Annotated in this window: 19 protein-coding genes; 7 read left to right on the top strand and 12 right to left on the bottom strand. The window is 38.6% G+C overall.

Features of this window, described 5'->3' with window-relative positions; translation table 11 throughout:
- Window positions 1–133: 133 nt before the first annotated feature.
- Entirely contained in the window at window positions 134–979 is an 846-nt protein-coding gene (locus RMB13_RS06800; protein WP_311084759.1) for a metal-dependent hydrolase, read from the top strand.
- A gap of 63 nt (window positions 980–1,042) precedes the next feature.
- Here RMB13_RS06800 and RMB13_RS06795 read toward each other — a convergent pair whose 3' ends face one another.
- The 4 genes from RMB13_RS06795 to RMB13_RS06780 form a co-directional block, all read right to left on the bottom strand.
- The gene (locus tag RMB13_RS06795) at window positions 1,043–2,137 is read right to left on the bottom strand and encodes an alpha/beta fold hydrolase (protein ID WP_311084758.1); all 1,095 of its coding nucleotides are present in this window, start codon (window positions 2,135–2,137) and stop codon (window positions 1,043–1,045) included.
- Between the two features lie 19 nt (window positions 2,138–2,156).
- On the bottom strand, window positions 2,157–2,873 hold the full coding sequence (locus RMB13_RS06790; RefSeq protein WP_003652064.1) for an SGNH/GDSL hydrolase family protein: 717 nt from the start codon (window positions 2,871–2,873) through the stop codon (window positions 2,157–2,159).
- Between the two features lie 41 nt (window positions 2,874–2,914).
- On the bottom strand, window positions 2,915–3,322 hold the full coding sequence (locus RMB13_RS06785) for a nuclear transport factor 2 family protein (RefSeq protein ID WP_311084757.1): 408 nt from the start codon (window positions 3,320–3,322) through the stop codon (window positions 2,915–2,917).
- Window positions 3,323–3,392: 70 nt separating this feature from the next.
- A complete protein-coding gene (locus tag RMB13_RS06780; RefSeq protein ID WP_311084756.1) occupies window positions 3,393–5,417 on the bottom strand; it encodes an NADPH-dependent 2,4-dienoyl-CoA reductase in 2,025 nt (674 codons plus the stop codon).
- Between the two features lie 134 nt (window positions 5,418–5,551).
- On the opposite strand from RMB13_RS06780, the gene RMB13_RS06775 reads away from it, so the two are divergent.
- Together RMB13_RS06775 and RMB13_RS06770 are read left to right on the top strand one after the other, a co-directional pair.
- Entirely contained in the window at window positions 5,552–6,112 is a 561-nt protein-coding gene (locus tag RMB13_RS06775; RefSeq protein WP_003652069.1) for a PadR family transcriptional regulator, read from the top strand.
- 2 nt (window positions 6,113–6,114) lie between these two features.
- Window positions 6,115–7,032 carry an alpha/beta hydrolase gene (locus tag RMB13_RS06770; protein ID WP_311084755.1) on the top strand — a complete coding sequence of 306 codons (918 nt, stop codon included), beginning with the start codon at window positions 6,115–6,117 and terminating at the stop codon, window positions 7,030–7,032.
- Between the two features lie 47 nt (window positions 7,033–7,079).
- Here RMB13_RS06770 and RMB13_RS06765 read toward each other — a convergent pair whose 3' ends face one another.
- The 6 genes from RMB13_RS06765 to argC all read right to left on the bottom strand — a co-directional run bounded on the left by RMB13_RS06765 (window position 7,080) and on the right by argC (window position 13,525).
- Entirely contained in the window at window positions 7,080–8,135 is a 1,056-nt protein-coding gene (locus RMB13_RS06765; RefSeq protein WP_311084754.1) for a 3-deoxy-7-phosphoheptulonate synthase, read from the bottom strand.
- Between the two features lie 425 nt (window positions 8,136–8,560).
- Entirely contained in the window at window positions 8,561–8,923 is a 363-nt protein-coding gene (locus RMB13_RS06760) for a YnfA family protein (protein WP_003652074.1), read from the bottom strand.
- A 3-nt stretch (window positions 8,924–8,926) separates the two neighbouring features.
- On the bottom strand, window positions 8,927–11,203 hold the full coding sequence (gene clpA, locus RMB13_RS06755) for an ATP-dependent Clp protease ATP-binding subunit ClpA (RefSeq protein ID WP_003652076.1): 2,277 nt from the start codon (window positions 11,201–11,203) through the stop codon (window positions 8,927–8,929).
- Window positions 11,204–11,212: 9 nt separating this feature from the next.
- Window positions 11,213–11,626 (bottom strand): ATP-dependent Clp protease adapter ClpS, encoded by a 414-nt coding sequence (clpS, locus tag RMB13_RS06750; RefSeq protein ID WP_002121129.1) that lies wholly within the window; start codon window positions 11,624–11,626, stop codon window positions 11,213–11,215.
- A gap of 9 nt (window positions 11,627–11,635) precedes the next feature.
- Window positions 11,636–12,394: a DUF6776 family protein gene (locus RMB13_RS06745; RefSeq protein WP_080027243.1), complete on the bottom strand. Its 759-nt coding sequence runs from the start codon at window positions 12,392–12,394 to the stop codon at window positions 11,636–11,638.
- Window positions 12,395–12,469: 75 nt separating this feature from the next.
- A complete protein-coding gene (gene argC, locus RMB13_RS06740) occupies window positions 12,470–13,525 on the bottom strand; it encodes an N-acetyl-gamma-glutamyl-phosphate reductase (protein WP_311084753.1) in 1,056 nt (351 codons plus the stop codon).
- Window positions 13,526–13,707: 182 nt separating this feature from the next.
- Here argC and RMB13_RS06735 point away from each other — a divergent pair, with 182 nt between their 5' ends.
- Window positions 13,708–15,231: a hypothetical protein gene (locus RMB13_RS06735; protein WP_311084752.1), complete on the top strand. Its 1,524-nt coding sequence runs from the start codon at window positions 13,708–13,710 to the stop codon at window positions 15,229–15,231.
- On the opposite strand, the gene RMB13_RS06730 is transcribed toward RMB13_RS06735, so the two are convergent.
- Both RMB13_RS06730 and rpiA read right to left on the bottom strand, forming a co-directional pair.
- Entirely contained in the window at window positions 15,228–15,908 is a 681-nt protein-coding gene (locus tag RMB13_RS06730) for a SprT family zinc-dependent metalloprotease (protein WP_192834574.1), read from the bottom strand. The two genes, RMB13_RS06735 and RMB13_RS06730, sit on opposite strands and share 4 nt — an antisense overlap.
- The gene (gene rpiA / locus RMB13_RS06725) at window positions 15,908–16,579 is read right to left on the bottom strand and encodes a ribose-5-phosphate isomerase RpiA (RefSeq protein WP_003652085.1); all 672 of its coding nucleotides are present in this window, start codon (window positions 16,577–16,579) and stop codon (window positions 15,908–15,910) included. The genes RMB13_RS06730 and rpiA overlap by 1 nt, the downstream gene beginning before the upstream one ends.
- 102 nt (window positions 16,580–16,681) lie before the next feature.
- On the opposite strand from rpiA, the gene ilvA reads away from it, so the two are divergent.
- From ilvA to RMB13_RS06710, 3 genes are all read left to right on the top strand, one after another.
- Window positions 16,682–18,229, top strand: coding sequence for a threonine ammonia-lyase, biosynthetic (gene ilvA, locus RMB13_RS06720; protein WP_171061263.1), 1,548 nt, complete (start codon window positions 16,682–16,684; stop codon window positions 18,227–18,229).
- Between the two features lie 145 nt (window positions 18,230–18,374).
- Window positions 18,375–19,025, top strand: a complete 651-nt coding sequence (locus RMB13_RS06715) for a TrkA family potassium uptake protein (protein WP_004643058.1) — start codon at window positions 18,375–18,377, stop codon at window positions 19,023–19,025.
- Between the two features lie 17 nt (window positions 19,026–19,042).
- A complete protein-coding gene (locus RMB13_RS06710; RefSeq protein WP_311084751.1) occupies window positions 19,043–20,380 on the top strand; it encodes a TrkH family potassium uptake protein in 1,338 nt (445 codons plus the stop codon).
- The last annotated feature ends 5 nt before the right edge of the window (window positions 20,381–20,385 follow it).

Genomic DNA, 20,385 nt, shown 5'->3' with positions numbered 1-20,385 from the left:
AGTTTTCCTAGATATCAATTTAGGACAATCTACTTATTCCCCCTGAAAAAGCATTGACGTTACTCACGCTGAGATGTAGCTTTTTAACAAGTTCCTTTTTGGAACCTTAATTAAAAGAAGATTGGAGCTTAAAATGACTACTGTATCAAATCGCGTACCCGTCTCATTTCCAGTCCGTCGTATGGACTATAATTTTGAAAATACACCTCGTTACTGGTGTAATAATGAACCCTCTCTTACCCATTATTTTACAGGCTTATCTACATTGTTCCCTGAGGGTGAATCATATTTTGTTCGTTCAGTTCGAGCGTTACGTGCCAAAGCAAAGTCGAATGAAATTCTAGATCGCGAAATCAGCGCATTTATTGGTCAAGAAGCAATGCATTCAAAAGAGCATCATGCTTTTCATCTCAGCGCCCAACAGCATGGCCTTGACCCCGAATCTTTGGAAAAAGCAACTGGTATCGTTTTAAAAAGTATTGAAAAAGTTTTTAGTAAAAAATGGAATTTGCTCGTAACAGTTGGCTTAGAACACTATACCGCGGTACTTGTGGTTAACATGATGCAGTCTGTTAATGAACTGATGACAGACTCAACAATCCGTAATTTATGGTTATGGCACAGCATTGAAGAGACAGAACATAAAGCTGTCGCTTTTGATCTTTATCAACACTTATATGGAAGTGGACTGAGCGCCTATCTCCCTCGCATTACAGTCTTTACTTTAAGTTTATTTTTAATTACAGGCTTCACAACAATTTATCAATTCGTTCTTATGAAACGAGATCACCAACTTCTAAATTTCAACTCTTGGCGTAATTTCTTTAGTTTTGCTAACAAACAATATAGAACATTAATCCCTAAATTTTTTGACTATTATCGCTTTGATTTCCACCCTAACCAAACAGATGAAAAAGACCTCGTTGCTAGTACCAAAATCAAAATTGGACTGAAAGATCCAAAATTGCTTTTATCTTGACCTGATAAAATCATAAAGCCCATTCAATAGATGGGCTTTATTTAATTTATTACAGCAACACCGTCATTGTTTATGATTAACCATAAAATAATTCGCCATTAATTTGGCAGCCCAAGAGGTACTTTTCCAACCCTCGTAAAAACCACAATGACTTCCCTTTTTAGTGGTTACAACTGCAATATTACTCATTTGCTGAATAGTTTCTTTATAAGGCTCTAAATTTTTAATAGAACATACCGGATCATCTTCAGCATTAAGAATCATTAATGGAATTTTGACATTCTCAAATACATAAATTGGATTAATTGCCTGACAATAACTTTGATAATCCTGAAAGCCAGCCATTTCAAAGTATTCTTTTTCAAACTCTTCCAGACTAGTCGTCGCTAGAACTCTTTCTAAAGAAGAAATCTGGTTCCAAGTACTTTGATAAGGATGAATAAAATATTTGAATAACTTTTTAGTCATCATTTTGCTATAAAAGGGATGAACATTTTTAAAGCCAATCTCAGTGTTATAGCCGGGACACATTGCAAAAGCAGCTTTAAATGGCGTGTCAGTGCCTTGCTCTCCCAAATAACGAACCAGCAATCCTGTGCCAGCAGAAGAACCCACTGCATACAAATCTGATTCAGGAAACAAATTTTGAATATGCGTAAGCTGCTCTTTAAGATCACTTGTTGATCCAAAAAGAGAAATCTGTGGTACAGGCATTGGTAAGCCAGCATGCCCACGGCGTAAGCAAAGCGCTATTCTCCACCCCGTATAGTGATGTAAATCTTTCACCAGTTCACGCATACTTTCAGGTGTTCCTGTAATGGTATGCATAATGACAACTGTAGGAGTAGATTTTGGAAGATTATAGCCATACCATGCGATCGCAGTTACACCGCCATCTTTCATGGTGAGCTGATCAATACGGTCATATTCAAGCTTGATTGTTTTTTTTCTAATAATATCGAAATATAAAAGATGAACATGATTGTTACTTAACCATGGCGTAGGACGATATTTTTGCTTAAGTTGGGGCAATTTATCCAAAACATCTTTAATTTTCCCTTGTGGGTCATAATAGACTTTTGGTTGTTCAGCACCCAGCACCGAATCAAACAATTCTGAACCGAAAGCTTTAATTTTATTTAAAGTAGATATGCCCATATCCAATCACGACCTCTGATTATGAGTTAAATGATTGCCGCACTAATGCTGCAACCTGCTGCCCCCAAATTGCATAAATTTCTTTGCTTGGATGAAAACCATCACTTGCCATAGGCAAATTCATCGCTTGAAAACTTTCAATATCATATTGAATGAATCTAAATTGGTTTTGTGATTCTAACCATTTATATAATGCCTGATTCATTTGCTCCGCATATTTTCCAAATAACCAAGCCAATGGATTCGGCAAAGCTGGAAAATGTTGCATTGGCGGCACACCAGATACGATAATGAGTTTAGGTTGAAAACGCGTCTGTATTTGCTGAAATAATTGCTTTTGTTGTTTTAACCATAGATTTGCTGAGGTTAGTTTTGTCACATCATTAACACCAATAGATGTGACTACAACATCATAATTTTGCTGCTCTAAATGCTGTAGAGCTTGAAAAACCTGCTTGGTTGTATCGCCTGTTTTTGCATGAAGTTTCCAGCATAAAGAATATTCATCTTGCAACTCAGAAATAATTGCGCCAGATAAAGCATCTTTTTGTGTTTCAACTCCAACACCTGCCGCGGCAGAATCACCTAAAATAAGCAATGACAAAGGTCTTCCGTGTCCGCACAGACCTTCACGCTCGCCAATAGCCTCTAATAGACGTGGTGTATTCTTACGAACCTTTGCCCCTTGTATAAATAATACAGGCAATAAGACTAATGTTGAAAGTTTTAACCACATTCTAATGACCTCAATAATATTACTTAGGCTATTTGCTAAAATTATTGCGGTTGAAACTTGGTGATTCTTTCACCCATTTGTTCAGCTAGTGCCGCTAAACCACTCATTGGACGAATCATTACCTCAAAATCAATAATTTTGCCTTGCTCATTAAAACGTATCATATCAATACCTTTTAATGACTTGCCGCTTACATTTGCACTGAACTCGAGTACCACATTTTCGCCATCTTCCGTATAAAACTCACGATGATAAGTAAAGTCTTGGAATACCTGAATAACATTGCTCAGAATGAAAAAAACGACTTGCCTTCCTTCATAAGGTTTATGGGCAACTGGGGAACGGAAAACGACTTCATCTGCCAGCAAATCATTTAGATCGGACAAGTTACCTGCCTGAATCATGTGATGCCATTTTTCTAAAAACTGTTTTGTTGTTTCAAGTGCCATTGTTATTTTTCCTTTAATTTACTTAATGAAATTATGAGCATTTCCTTTTCAAAGAAATGCCCATATAGATTTATAGTGTCGCTGCTAATTCAGCACCTTGTCGTATAGCGCGTTTTGCATCTAGCTCTCCGGCTTCTTTAGCCCCACCAATTAAATGAACATTTTTTCCGTCTTCTTTTAATTGCTCATACATTGCAGTGAAAGATTCTTGGCCCGCACAAATCACAACATGATCAACTTCAAGTACACTCGGTTTTCCATCTACTGTTATATGAAGACCTTGATCATCAACTTTGTCGTATTGAACCCCGGCAAGCATTTTGACTTGACGATTTTTCAGACCTGTACGGTGAATCCAGCCAGTAGTTTTACCTAAACCAGCCCCTACAGCAGCGGCTTTACGTTGCAGTAAATAAATTTCTCGTTCTGAATCTTCAACTTTTGGCTGCTTTATTCCACCAACATGCTCATATTGAGTATCAATTCCCCATTCAGCATAGAACTTTTCTGGGTTTAAGCTGCCACTTTCACCTTCATGAGTAAGATATTCCGCCGTATCAAAACCAATACCGCCCGCCCCAATAATCGCTACACGCTGCCCCACAGGCACACGTTCTCTTAGAACTTGTAAGTAGCTCAGTACTTTAGGATGATCAATACCTTCAAATTGTAATTGACGAGGAGTTACACCTGTTGCAACCACAATTTCATCAAAATTTGCTTGGCTCAACTCTTCATAAGTTGCTTTATGATTTAATACAAGCTCAATATTTGGTCGCAATTCAATTTGACGACCAAAATAACGTAAGGTTTCATAGAACTCTTCTTTTCCAGGAACAGTCTTTGCAATATTAAACTGACCACCAATTTGATGACTTGCCTCAAAAACTTTGACTTTATGCCCGCGATCAGCTGCATATACTGCAAAACTTAAACCTGCCGGACCCGCACCAATAACAGCAATATTCTTTTGAATTTGTGCTTCTTTAAAGATAAGTTCAGTTTCATAACATGCGCGAGGGTTCACTAAACACGTTGCGATTTTCATTGAAAAAATATGATCTAAACACGCTTGGTTACACCCAATACATGTATTAATTTCATCGCTACGACCTTGGCTTGCTTTTAAAACAAACTCAGCATCAGCTAGCATTGGACGCGCCATGGACACCATATCGGCATGACCCGAAGCCAACACATGCTCAGCCATTTCTGGGGTATTAATTCGGTTGGAAGTAATCAAAGGAATAGATACTTCACCTTTGAGTTTTTCAGTGACCCAAGTGAAAGCAGCACGAGGTACTTTAGTCGCAATGGTTGGAATACGTGCTTCATGCCAACCAATGCCTGTATTAATAATAGTTGCTCCTGCTTTTTCAATTTCTTTTGCAAGCTGAATTACTTCATCAAAACTTGAACCACCTTCAACTAAATCAAGCATCGATAGACGATAAATAATAATAAAATTTTCACCAACCAAAGCACGCGTACGTTTTACAATTTCAATGGGGAAACGAATACGGTTTTCGTAACTACCACCCCATTCATCATCACGATGGTTAGTACGTGCAGCAATGAACTCATTAATTAAGTAGCCTTCAGAGCCCATAATTTCTACGCCATCATAACCTGCATACTGAGCAAGTTTGGCGCAGTTTGCAAAGTCATCAATGGTCTGTTGTACTTCGGCAGAACTTAAAGCTTTAGGCTTAATCGGGTTAATTGGCGCTTGAATTGCTGAAGGCGCAACGTTATTTGCCTGATAAGAATAGCGCCCAGTATGTAAAATCTGCATAGCAATTTTTCCGCCAGCTTCATGCACAGCTTGGGTAATCACTTTATGTTTTTCAGCTTCTTCAACTGTATCTAGTTTAGTACCGTGGCTAAATACAACACCATCATCATTTGGAGAAACACCGCCAGTTACGATCAATCCAACATCACCTTTTGCGCGCTCAGCATAAAATGCTGCCATACGCTCATATCCCTGCGGTGCTTCTTCTAACCCAATATGCATAGACCCCATAAGCACACGGTTTTTTAAAGTAGTAAAGCCCAAATCAAGTGGCTTTAATAAATGTGGATAAGCTGACATATATTCTCCTTTGGCTAGCAATTAGCTTGCTAATGCAACTTGTTGCATTAATTTATAATCAAATTTTGACTTTTATGCAACATGTTGCATAATCTCATCAGTCACACTTTACTTTTGCTTACAAACGGATTGCCATGTCACTTCCTCATGTTTTATTGACCAGCCTGCTTGAACGACCAAGCACAGGGTTCGAACTTGCCCGCCGCTTTGACCGTTCAATGGGCTTTTTCTGGAATGCCACACACCAGCAAATTTATCGTGAACTCAACAACATGCTCAAAAAAGGTTGGGTTTCAACGTTAGAAAATGAAATGGAAAATAGTCGAAAAAAGACCTATCAAGTTGAACAACTGGGGCGTATTGAGCTAGCTTCATGGATGACGCAACAAAGTGAACCTGCACAGCTTCGTGATGACTTGATGGTTAGATTGCGTGCTGAAGCACAATTGAGCAATAATCAGATATTACCTGAGCTGTTACGACACCTTGGTCTACATCAGGAAAAGCTGAAACTTTATCAAAATATTTATGACAAAGATTTTAAAGATAGCAATGATCTAAATGACCGTGTGTTATACATCCATAAAATGATCTTAGAACTTGGAATTACAATGGAAAGTGAATGGATCAAATGGTTGGAACAAGTCATCCCTCAATTAAAACGCTTTGCCCAACATAGCGTATCCGGAGAATAGCCATGCCATATTACACCATGCCCGATCGGGAAAATTTATTTGTGCGTCGTGTTGGTCGTGGTGAACCAGTTTTGGTTTTATCTGGTCTTGGTATGCAAAGTTGGCAATGGCTACCTTTTATCTACGCAAACCGTAAAGATTATGAGTTTATTATTCCAGATTGGCGTGGGTTTGGCGGTTCAAAAAATTGTGCAATACCCGAGCAGGATGCGATATCAAGCCATTGGCAAGACGTTGCTCATTTAATAGAACAATTAAAACTCGATAACTTTATCTTAATGGGTTATTCAATGGGCGCCACCACGGCCATGCATGGTATGAAACATGCTCATCTCGCACAGCAACTAAAAGCATATTTACATATCGACCAAACACCCAAAATATCTGTAGATTCAACATGGGAATATGGTTTATTTGGTTCTCATCATACTCAGTTCAAACAATTACTAAATGATATCTATCAATTATTATCAAAGCACAAAAATGCCAAATATCTTTATGAATTATCACTTCCAGATCGACAGGAATTGGTTCGCCTTTGGGTAGATTTTATTGATTTGCAAAGTAGCAATCCATTTAGCCCTTTAGTTTTTAAAACAGCGCTAAAACAACCGTTTCTACAAAAATATTTATTACCTATTCAGCGTTTAGATTATTTATTTTGGTATGTCGAAAATTATCTTAATCACAATGAAGATTATCGTGAAGCTATCCAGCAATTAGAGTGCCCAACCACTTTCTTTATTGGTCGTAATTCGACGCTTTATCCAGAAACTGGGCAGACACTTATTGCACAGAGTGTCGAGCATGCAAAAGCAATATATTTTGAGCGCTCAGGCCATACACCTTTATTGACCGAGCCGAAAAAATTTGGCCATGAAATCACAACATTCTTATCAGAATTAAAACATGCTTCTTAAAAAATAAAGGGATCTGTTCGCAGATCCCTTTTTAAATGTGTAAATCATTAAGCTGAATGAGCTAACTCCTTTGCTTTTAATTGCTCTGAAACACTTAACAAAAGTCGCTCTGTTTTTTCCCATCCTAAGCAACCATCAGTTACTGACTGCCCATAAGTCATATCACAAGAAATCTTTTGGCTACCATCAACCAAATGACTTTCAATCATGACACCCTTTACTTGTGTTTTTAAACGTTCAGCAACGATTTGCTGTAAAACTTCTGGCTGACGTAACGGATCTTTACTGCTATTGCCATGACTACAGTCAATTACCAATGCAGGAAGATTTTGTTTGTGTTTTTCTCGTATAGCCTGAATTGAAGCTAAATCATAGTTTGGCCCATGATTCGCTCCGCGCAAAATCAAGTGTGGTAATGGATTACCAGCACTCTGAATCACTGAAGGTAAGCCTTGTTGATTCATTCCTAGAAATTGATGTTCATTTTGTGCTGACTGAATCGCATCTAAGGCAATCTGAATTGAACCATCCGTACCATTCTTAAAACCAATACTGTATGGCATGTGGCTTGAGATTTCACGATGAATTTGAGACTCACTTGTACGAGCGCCAATTGCACCCCAAGCCAATAAATCATCAAAATAGCCAGTTGCCATTGGACTTAAAATTTCACTCGCAATTGGCAAACCCTTTTCAATAATTTGTAAGTAAAGTTCGCGAGACTTTTCTAAGCCAAGTTGTAAATTTGATGAACCATCTAAATTTGGATCATACATGAAACCCTTCCACCCCACAGTTGTACGTGGTTTTTCAATGTATGCACGCATCACGATAAAAATTTGATCTTTTACTTTTTCTTGTAATTTTTGCAATCTTTCAGCGTATTCAAGTACTGCAACCGGATCATGAATGGAACAAGGCCCTGTAATTACCACTAACCGATGATCATTGCCAATAAGAATATTTTGAATAGTTTGACGGTGTTCGGCAATTTGACGCACGAAAGAGTGTGCAAGCGGATATTTTGCTTTTAACTGGACAGGTAAACTAACTGGAGTTTCTTTTGTATTGCTTTGTGTCAATAAAGTATTTAGGGCATTCATTGGTTTTTCCTTGGGACTGCAATCTATTCAGTCCGATCATTTATTTGAGCGTTTTGGATCTATTCGTTGGTAAAGGTAAGCAAAAGTAAAACCAATAAAAGTTGCTAAAGTATGAATAAGTCATGTTGTTCATTTTAAGTTCCTCGATTCAAAAAAGATAAAGCATAAAAAAACCTGATCGGGGTTGCCGATCAGGTATTAACTGTGATGGGCAACTTTCTCATGCCCGAATACGCTCAGGCAACTATCTAAATTGCCAAAAATAATAATATGCGTTAGTGTTCACAGATAGATTTAACATCTTTATCTCAAATATAAAAAAATGTTCCTTAAATCTAAAATACGCATTGTTGAGGGCTTTGACAAGTCTTTTTTTTGAAAAAAACTTCTTATTTTCACGCTTAAGATTTGATTCACTCATTGTCTTAACGAATTAACCCTTGAGGTTGCAAAATAATTAAGCCAGCTCCACAAAGCACTATTAGACCACCCAGTATATCCCATCTTGTTAATCCGACCTGATCAACAAAGCGCAGCCACATTAACGCAGTAAAAATATAAATACCGCCATATGCAGCATAAATGCGCCCTGAAGCCGCTGGATGTAGGGTTAGTAGCCATACAAAGACAGCCAAACTTAAAACTGTAGGTAACCACAGCCAAGCCGACTTACCTTCTCTTAAAATCAGATAAGGGAAATAACAACCCAGAATTTCAGCAATTGCTGTAATAATAAATAACCCGAATACACTCAGTATTCGGGTTATAGCAAGACTATCAATTAACATGAGTTATGCTGGTTCTGCCGTATGATGATCTTCAAACACTTCAAGTTTTAAGCCAACAGCTTTGCCATCTTCATTTTTCACTGATACAGCTACATTACCACCATGATCTGCCAGTTCACCAAACAAAATCATTTCAGCTAATGGTTTCTTCAAGTGTTCTTGAATGAGGCGTTGCATTGGACGTGCACCCATCAAGCGGTCATAACCATTTGTTGCCAACCAATCACGAGCACTTTGATCGACATCAAGTACAACTTGTTTGTCATCTAGTTGAGCTTGTAACTCTGTCAAGAATTTATCAACCACAGACTCAATAACAGTTGTTGGTAATGACTTGAATTGAATAACACTATCTAGACGGTTACGGAACTCTGGTGAGAAAGCACGTTTCATTGCTTCTTGGTTATCAGAACTATGATCTTGTTCAGTAAAACCAATACTCGCGCGAGAAATACTCTCTGCTCCCACATTCGTAGTCAGGACAATAATAACGTTTCTAAAGTCTGACTTACGTCCGTTGTTATCCGTTAAAGCACCATGATCCATGATTTGTAGCAATAGATTAAACACATCTGGATGTGCTTTCTCAATTTCATCTAGCAATAAAACACAGTGCGGGTTCTTATGGATCGCATCAGTTAACAGCCCACCTTGGTCATAACCCACATAACCCGGAGGTGCACCAATCAAACGTGAAACCGCATGACGTTCCATATATTCAGACATATCGAAACGCACCAGCTCCACACCTAACAACTTCGCCAGCTGTTTAGTGACTTCAGTTTTACCCACACCTGTTGGGCCAGCAAAAACAAAACTACCTACTGGCTTATCTGGTGATTTCAATCCTGCACGAGATAACTTGATCGCTGAGCCTAACGCTGTAATCGCTTCATCCTGACCAAACACAACACGTTTTAAATCACGCTCAAGATTTTCAAGCACTGACTTATCATCTTTAGAAACAGTTTTTGGTGGAATACGAGCGATCTTAGAAACGATATCTTCAATATTCTCTACCGTAATCAAACTATCATCACTTTCAGCCTTCAAACGACGCTGAGCACCAGCTTCGTCAATCACATCAATTGCCTTATCTGGCAAGAAACGATCATTAATGAATTTAGCAGAAAGCTCTACAGCTGATACCAATGCTTTATCGTCATATTGTACGTGGTGAAAATCTTCAAATTTAGATTTTAAGCCACGCAAAATATCAATTGTTTCAGAAATACTTGGCTCATTGACATCAATTTTCTGGAAACGACGTGATAACGCATGGTCTTTTTCAAAAACCTGACGATATTCTTGGAACGTCGTTGAACCGATACAACGCAAAGTACCATTTGCCAAAGCTGGCTTGATGAGATTCGAAGCATCCATTGTGCTGCCCATACTTGAGCCTGCGCCAATGATCATGTGAATTTCATCAATGAATAAAATCGCATTTGGATTTTTCTTCAAAGCATTAAGCAATTGTTTTAAACGTTTTTCAAAGTCACCTCGATATTTGGTCCCAGCAACTAATGCACCAATATCTAAACTATAAACTTCAGCCTGGCTCAAAGGTTTAGGCGCCTTACCATTCACAATTAACCATGCTAAACCTTCAGCAATCGAGGTTTTACCAACGCCCGGATCACCTACGAGTAATGGATTATTTTTGCGACGGCGGCACAGAATTTGTGCTGTACGCTCAATTTCTTTTTCACGACCAATAAGTGGATCAGTTTTGCCTTTTTGCGCTTCAACATTTAAGTTCAGCGTATAAAGCTCTAATGGCCCTGCATTGCCCGTACTCGTTTCACCCTCAATATCTTCAACTTCTTCTTCAACTTGCACTTCATCTTTACGTGTCCCATGAGACAAGTATTGAGTCAATGTCAATCGATTGATTTGATGACGTTTAAGCAAATACACAGCAAAAGAATCACGCTCTGAATACATTGCGACCAAAACATCCGCACCTTCAACAGTACGATCGCCGCCACTTGATTGCACATGGAAAATAGCACGTTGCAAAATGCGGTCGAAACTTTCTGTTGGATGAGGCGCCTGCTCGCTATTTTCGCCAAGCTTAGGAGTATGTTGTTCTACATATTCTTCTAATTCTTTACGTAAAGAAACTATATCAGCCCCACATGCTTTTAATGCATTCACGGCCGAATCGTTGTCGAGTAGTGCTAATAATAAGTGTTCAACTGTAAGAAACTCATGTCTCTTTTGACGAGCCATGCTAACAGCCAAACGTAATGATACTTCTAATTGACGACTGAGCATGTAACCCCCTTATGCTTTAGGCTCAATCTGGCAAAGTAATGGATGACCTTGCGATCGAGCGTAATTATTAACAAGGTTTGCTTTGGTTTCCGCGATGTCTCTTGGATATACCCCAGCAATACCTTTACCTTCATAGTGTACTGTTAGCATTACTTGAGTTGCTTGGTCAAGATTCATTGCAAAGTATTGTTGTAAAATTTCAATTACAAAGTCCATTGGCGTGTAATCGTCATTCATTAAGACGACTGCATATAACGGCGGACGCTTGAGTTCAGGAGGTGCTGTTTGTACAACAACCTCTCCGTCATGATCTTCGTTTTGCGAATCACTTAAGCGTGGATGGAAGTGCCAATCGACATAACCAGACTGCTGAAAAGAAGCCTTGATATCTTTTAAGTTTGTTTGACGCTTATTTGTTCGCATAGGATGTTACTATTGTGAATTTGCTTCAGCTTGAGGAATTTCTGCCACGAAAGCAGAAGATGTTTCGACAGGTTTACCGCGCTGCCAACTAAAACGTTTAATAACTGGTGTATCAGAACCGCCTGTTAAACGTACCTCAATAAATTGAGGCGTAAAACCTTTAGGCATAGTCCAACGACCTGTTAAACGCTCAAAGTCAGTAAAGTTAAAGTTTTTAGCTTCAAGTGGCACAACCAAAACTTCTGTATCTTTAATGAGTCTTATCTCAATCGATCCTGAAGCACGGCGCTTGCTTGGGCTCACCTGCACTAAATCTAACTGATATTCATAAGCATTTTCAGGCAGAGGTTTGATCGCCAAATTTTGAATGGTCAAGCTTAGACCACCGCGCTGCCTCAAGATATCACGGTAGATATTACTCATACCTTCTTGCTGCGTTTTATCAGCATTGGCCTGATTAAGGGCTTCAAACAGATCATTTGCATTTGTTACAGCAACATCACGCTCTTGTACCGCAGCATTCAGGCTTTTATTAACCGCATCTAAAGCTGTTTTTTGCTTTTGCACCACTTCAACCAATTGCTCTGCATCTGCATCGTAACCTACAACAGTTAGACCTTGACGGTGACCAATTGTGTAGCCGAGCGCAAGACAACCACTCATTAAAATAGCCGCACCAATAAACAAAGGTTTATTGGTATTTAAAAATTTTTTCTTTTGCAACGAACTTTCTGCTGAAGTCGTCTGTCCAGAGTTTTGCATCGTCATCTCAGTGTTTAAGATCAGAGTCAAGACACACATTTAAATCGAAATTTAAATGTGTGTGAAGCAAAAAAGAGTTTTTTATGGTAATAAACCAATCCCTTGTAAGCCTTCATCTTCATCAAAGCCGAACATAAGGTTCATATTTTGTACAGCTTGACCAGATGCACCCTTCACAAGGTTATCTTGTACCGCAAGAATAATAAGTTTATTCGGCTGCGGCTTATATAAAGCAATACGAAGCTCATTCGCACCGCGCACACTACGTGTTTCAGGCGAACTGTTAGCAGGCATCACATCAACAAATTTTTCATTTGCATAAAAGTGCTCATACAATGCCTGAATATCAGTTTGTTTTCCAGTTTCTGTCAAATCGACATAAATTGTGCTGAGCATACCGCGAATCATTGGAACTAAATGAGGAACAAACAAGAGCCCATCAAAACCACCTTTTTGCCCAGAAATATTTTCTAATGCTTCAACAATTTCTGGATGGTGACGGTGCCCTGCAACCCCATAAGCCTTGAAGTTATCAGCATTTTCACTATAGATCATGCCTAAGCTTGCTTTACGGCCTGCTCCTGAAACGCCTGACTTCGCATCAATAATAATATTTTTTGTTTCAATCAATGCTTGTGCTGATTTCAAAAGTGGAGCCAAACCCAATTGAACAGTTGTTGGATAGCAACCTGGGTTACCAATCACTTGTGCATGTTTAATTTTTTCGCGGTTTAATTCAGCTAAACCATATACTGAGTTTTCTAAAACGTCTGGGCAAGCATGTTCCATGCCATACCATTTTTCAAACTGCTCAAGATTTTGCAAACGGAAATCAGCTGCTAAATCAATAACTTTAGTACCAGCCGCAATCAATTCTTTTGCATGTTGCATCGCAACACCATGCGGTGTAGCAAAAAATACAACATCACATTTTTTTAAATCATCAATATTTAAATCAGAAAATTGAAGATCAGTATGTCCACGTAAATTAGGGAACATATCTGCAACTGGTTTGCCCGCTTCTGTACGTGAAGTAAGAACTCGAACCTGCGCTTTAGGATGTCGTAATAAAATACGTAATAGTTCAACGCCTGTATAACCCGTTCCACCAACAATTCCGACAGAAATCACGTGCATTACCTCAATTTTTGAATCTATACTTGCGCAGTAGTATGACAGGATGTCCAAGCTTACAAAACCATTTCATGCTTGGTAATTTTAATTTTTTTAATTTTAGCGACAATTAGATAGAACTTATTGAACTGTCATAACTAAACAAATATCAGCAAATAAATACCAGATTTAATTGGAGAGCTAGGATGCTTCATCAATCAAAAGAAACAAAATTACACACTTACCTTGGCTTGAGCACATTAATTTTAAGTGCACTACTTGTAGGTTGCGGAGGTGGAGGCAGTAGTAGTGGCAACTCACCAAGCACTCCAACACCCGTTGATCCTACTCCAGAGGCAACGACTGATGTTACTCTTAAATCTCCTGTAGAAATGCGTAATATCCAACTAAAAGTATATGACAACACCACTAACTCTGTTTTATTAGATACTTCAATTGCAAGTTTAAACAGCTTTAATGTCAAAATTCCTACCGCTAAATTGAATCGTTTATATCGTGTAGAAATTACGACTCAAAATTCATCTCAAGTATTTGATCCAATTACTTCAACATACCAAAACTTGTCAGGTATTTATCATGCGTTTATTACACCGAACAGTGTAAGTGGCAGAACCCTATCCATAAGTCCAAGCAGTGAAGCAATTTACCAACGCGCTGTTATACGCTCAGGACAACTTCCTCAAGAGACGATTGACCCAACACGCATTGAGCAATTGCATGTAGATTTAGCTTCTCAAGACGTTTATAGATCTCTTCTTAATGCATTCAAAGATGCCGACATTCCTAGTTTAAGTCCAGCCAATCCTCTTACGGTTTTAACTTTATTGCAGTACTCAACTAAAAAACCTAGCACATATGTAGATAGTTATCTTAGCTTTGGCTACTTACAACATTGGTCAACTTTTCATAGTGAAACAAACACATATCAAGAGCTCATTAAAAGTTTGGCAACAGATTTAAAAGATGGCTTTTTAGATGGGAAAAAACTTCATGGAGATCAAACGACCTTTACCCCTATTTTCACAGGTGCCCCAGATAATATTGATCCAGTTAAAAATACACTGTTAGATATTGCAGCTAATCAAAAAACAACACGTGATTCTTTTGCAACCAATTTAAAAACCGCGACTTTAAAATTGGCAGATACCCAAAGCCAATCCAGTCTAGATCAAACAGGCTATGACCTTCTGCAAAAGAAACTATATTCAGGGGTTGTACCTGTCGGAAATACGACTGACTTTTTCCGCATAGATGGTGCTGGTGATTATCGTCGTGCTGTAGGTTTTAGTGGCATTACAGCCACCTGCAACGGTTCTGCATATCCTTGCAAACAAGGTTTGACCAGCATTAATCTTTCCGACCCAAAACTACCTGCTACAGACTATTTAGTAGGTCACTATGAAGACACTGCAACAGGTTGCCAACTTAATTTCCGTGCGAATGGTCAAATCGAACTTATTAAAGGATCACAGACTTATCGCTCTGCTTTAAGCGCTGATAGTACAGATAATTTATTGCAAACAGATGCTGCAAGCTTAAGTTATTTACTCAACTCAAGTTCAGCCGAACCAAATAACTCAACGCAGCAATACAACTTTATACAATTATCGATTAAAGCAAATAAAATTGTGAGTGCCAAAGCAGGTCTAGATAGCCGAAAAGCACCAGATAACTTACAAACACCACAATTAGAATGTAGTTTTAGTTAATTTGAGACATACCACCATGCAGGCAACGGATTTGATTTAAGTTGTCTGCGATGTCTTTGAAAATATGGATCGTATTTTTCAACTTCTGCCCAAAATGCAGGGCTATGATCAAAATGTTTAGTATGTGCTAACTCATGAATAGCGACATAGCGAGCAATCTCATGTGGCATGAGCACCAAACCAGCATGTAGCATAATATTATGCTGACTACTACAACTTCCCCAACGAGTTTTGGGACGGCGGATTGAACATCCGCTGTAATTTAGACGAGTTTGCCCACTTAAATCGTTTAAAAGCTTGGGTAATTCTTTTTTTGCATAAGAAATTACTGCACTTTGTAATGCCAAATATGGCTGCGTATCTTTAATAAATAGACAGTTATTTTCCCAATCAAATTGGAAAACACGATGTTGCTTTTGAACAACGACCTGAAACGGTTGGTCTTTATTAAAAAAATAAATTTCTGAAGGAATCTCAAGCGAACTAGATTGAACATGTTGTTGCTTATTCCACGTTTCGATCAACCATTGCTCAGATTGTGCTAAAAAAAGCTGAATTTGATTCTTACTGCAAAACAAAGGAACTGTCAGGCGTATTGAAGCTGGCTCGACACGTAAGCGCAATTTTCTTGCCCTTACGTGTCGAACGATTTTAATCTCTGGCATTTTTGCAGACATTACTGTGCTGTACGCTCTTCAATACCATTATTTGTTGCAACAATTGCAATCGTTGCTGGGTTTAAAGCGAAAATACCATTAGTCACAACACCTGGAATGTTATTAATGGTTTTTTCTACATCAATCGCATTTAAAATATTAAGATTAAATACATCCAAAATCACATTACCGTTATCTGTTACAACGCCTTCGCGATAAACCGGATCACCACCTAAAGCCACTAGTTTACGAGCAACTGCCGAACGGGCCATTGGAATAACTTCTACTGGGAGTGGAAAATCACGGCCAAGTTGATCAACCCACTTTGAATCATCAACAATACAAACAAATTTCTTAGCAATTGAAGCTACAATTTTTTCACGTGTTAATGCAGCACCACCGCCTTTAATCATATGCATATGACGGTCAATCTCATCTGCACCATCAACATAGGCATCTAAACCACCTACATGGTTCATATCTACAACTTCGATACCTAATTTTTTAAGACGATCAGCAGTTGCCTGAGAACTTGCCACAGCAGCTTCTAACTGTAATTCAGGCAATAAATCAATTAGAAAGTTTACTGTACTTCCAGTCCCCACCCCCAAAATGCCACCTTTGGGTAAGTGTTTTAAAGCAGCTTTCGCAGCAGCTTGTTTCTTTTCATCTTGGGTTGCGTATAGACTCATGACATCACTCAACTATTTTTTGACATTTATGCACCAATAATCGGCGCAAATGCACAGGGGGTTTGCTACAATAACTTCCTATTTTAAACTGTTATAGGGAAGATGAACATGCTGTCTCGTGTGGTACGACAAATTTTACAAGCAACGGTTTATGATGTTGCAATTGAAACACCTCTCGAAGCAGCTCCACGAATTAGTCAAAAATTAAATAATATTATTCGTTTTAAACGTGAAGATTTACAGCCTGTTTTTTCTTTTAAATTACGCGGTGCCTATAACCGTATTAGCCAATTACCTAAAGAACAACTCGAACGTGGGGTAATTTGTGCATCTGCTGGTAACCATGCTCAAGGCGTAGCATTATCAGGTCAACGTTTAGGAATTCCAGCGATTATTGTTATGCCAAGCACAACTCCGGACATTAAAGTTCAAGCAGTTAAACGCTTGGGTGGTCAAGTTGTGTTACATGGCGATAGTTTTGATATAGCAAATAAATATGCGCAACAACGTGCCGAAGTTGAAGGCCTTGTATTTATTCCACCTTATGACGATGAACTTGTCATTGCTGGTCAAGGTACTATTGCAAATGAAATATTACGTCAATGGCGTGATGTAGAATATGTGTTTGTTGCTGTAGGTGGTGGTGGCCTTATTTCAGGCGTAGCAGCTTACCTTGGTGAAGTTGCACCTCACGTGAAAATTATTGGCGTTGAATATGAAGAATCTGCGTGCTTAAAAGCAGCCTTAGAAGCAAATGAACGTGTAATCTTGCCGCATGTAGGCTTGTTTGCAGATGGTACAGCTGTTGCACAAATCGGTGCTTTGCCATTTGATATTATTCGTCTACGCAAGTCTGATAATTCTGGTCCAATTGTTGACCCAGCGATTGTGACTGTAAATACAGATGAAATCTGTGCGGCAATTAAAGATACCTTTGACGAAAATCGCAGCATTGTTGAACCTTCAGGTGCGATGGCCCTTGCTGGTATCAAAAAATATATTACCGAACATAAAATCAGCAATAAAAATATTGTGTCGATTGTATGTGGCGCCAACATGAACTTTGACCGTCTACGTTATATTGCTGAACGTACCGAGTTAGGCGAACAGCGTGAAGCCATTTATGCGGTGACACTACCAGAAGAAAAAGGTGCATTCTTAGGATTCTGTCGCGCTTTACAAGGCCGTAATATTACCGAGTTCAACTACCGAGCAAACAACACAGAAGAAGCGCAAGTCTTTGTTGGCATTAGCTTAAAAGGCGGCGACGCTGAGCGCCATGAAATTTTAGAACAATTGAAGCAACAAAATTATGTGGTAGATGATCTATCTGATGATGAAGTTGCCAAATTACACATTCGTTATTTGATTGGCGGTCATGCAAATCTGGATGATGAAAGATTATTCCGCGTTGAGTTTCCTGAACGTCCAGGCGCCCTCTTAACCTTCTTAACTCGCTTAGGCCCAACCCATAATATTACGCTATTCCATTACCGTAATCATGGTGCAGCAGAAGGACGTGTATTAGTCGGTTTACAAGCGACCGATGCGAAACAAAATCCTGATGGTTTAATTGAAACTCTTGAGCAGATTAGCTATCCGTATGCAGAAATTACGAATAATGTTGGCTACAAACGTTTCTTGAAATAATCTTCGATTTTGATAAATAAGCCGACAAATTTGTCGGCTTATTCTTATAATTATTTTAATCTTCCCATCATATTTACATTGCCTCTCTTTATCTCAAAGAAAATATCCTTAAAAATAAACGTCTAATCAGGAAACAAGGACCAACATGGCACAGTTTGCAGTCATTGGCTTAGGGAGTTTCGGAGCAACTGTTGCTCAAGAGCTCACAAAATTAAATCATGATGTTATTGGCATTGATACGGTAAAAAAGAATGTTGAAAATCTTGCCAACGTTTTAACTCATGCCGTCATTGCCGATGCAACCGACGAACATGTACTTGATGAACTTAATATTCAAAATTGTGATGCAGTTGTTGTAGCAATTGGTGAAGATATTGAAGCAAGTATCTTATGTGTACTGAATTTAAAAAATTTAGGTATGGAGAAAGTTTGGGTAAAAGCAAAAACCAAAGCACATCACACCATTTTGTCGCATCTCAATATCAATAAAATTATTCATCCTGAAGAAGATATGGGGGTACGCGTTGCTCAAGCCCTAAACTATCCAATGGTGAGTCGTTATATGTCCTTAGACGATGATCACTACATTATTAAAATTGAAATTCCAGAAAAACTTAATGGTATTAACTTATATGGGATTATGCAGCAAGCACCACAGGTCAAAACATTGCTCGTAAAAAGACAGCAGCAAATTTTGTTTGAGACCGAAGAAAATTTCACCTTGCAAACTCATGATATTCTTATTTTAGAAGGTCATTTACCGCAGTTAAAGAAACTTTCTAATTGCTTCATATAAGAAACGAAATCTAGAATATGTCTATATATCCCAAGCCCCATAAAACATTAAATTTAAGCCCTCCTTCACTCTTGGCACTGGGGTTTCTGGGCTTTATTATTTTTGGCACGTTATTACTAAAACTGCCATTTGCCAATACAGGTCATGTGAGCTGGATGGATGCGCTATTTACCGCAACCTCGGCAGTAACAATTACCGGCCTATCTGTTTTAAATATTCATGAATCTTTTACCCTGTTCGGGCAAACTATCATTTTGTTGCTCATTCAATCTGGTGGTTTAGGTTTCATGACTTTTGCCATATTGGCGGCACTAAGTTTGTCACCTAAAGTTGGCCTTAAACAACAAATGATGGCGCAAGATAGTCTCGGACAAACGAGCCTGTCAAAGGTTACTTTTGTTGCTAAGGGAGTTGTCACTTATACCCTTATTTTTGAGCTTATTGGTACAATTATTCTCACTATTGCTTTTACACCGACTTTCGGCTTTGCACGTGGATTGTACTATGCGATTTTTTACAGTATCTCCTCATTTAACAATGCTGGTTTTTCATTATTTTCCAATAGCTTAATAAGTTTTCAAAGCAATTATATGATTTGTATAACTGTTAGCATACTTTATACCTTAGGCGGGCTGGGCTTTTTGGTTCTCATGGACATTAAGCAAAATAAAAAATGGAAAAAGCTCACTCCCAATAGCAAGCTAATTCTTACCACTATTACAGTGATTAACCTTATCGCCTTTATTTTAATTTGGGCTTTAGAAGCTCAAAACCCTCATACCCTAGGAATGCTCAGTATTGGTGATCAAGCATTAAATGCTTGGTTTCAAGCCACTGTTCCACGCTCGTCAGGATTTAATACCATTGATACAGGAGCAATGACCAACAGCAGCTCCTTACTCATGATGTTACTTATGTTTATTGGTGGCGGTTCACTCAGTACAGCGGGTGGAATTAAAGTTGGAACCTTTGTAATTTTAGTGCTCAGTGTTATTTCATTTTTACGGCGCACAGATGAAATTAGAATTTTTAATCATTCAGTCTCACATGAAACGACCTATAAGGCATTAGCAGTCACTGCTATTACGAGCATACTCATTTTCATGGGGTTCTTTATTATTTTGCTTTTAGAGCCTAAAGCAGACTTTATGAACTTGTTGTTTGAGGTTGTTTCCGCAGCGTGTACTGTGGGGCTTTCTCGCGGAATCACGCCAGAACTACATAATGGTAGTTTGTTCATTTTAAGTTTATTGATGTTTGCTGGGCGACTCGGCCCATTAACACTGGCATATTTAATTGCCACTCCGAAAAAAAGTCGACTCAAACACCCTCAAGCCAACATTCAAATTGGTTAATAAAA

Source organism: Acinetobacter sp. V102_4, from assembly GCF_031799005.1.
In the GTDB taxonomy this organism is placed as follows: Bacteria; Pseudomonadota; Gammaproteobacteria; order Pseudomonadales; family Moraxellaceae; genus Acinetobacter; species Acinetobacter calcoaceticus.
This window is presented reverse-complemented; position numbering and strand designations above follow the sequence as displayed.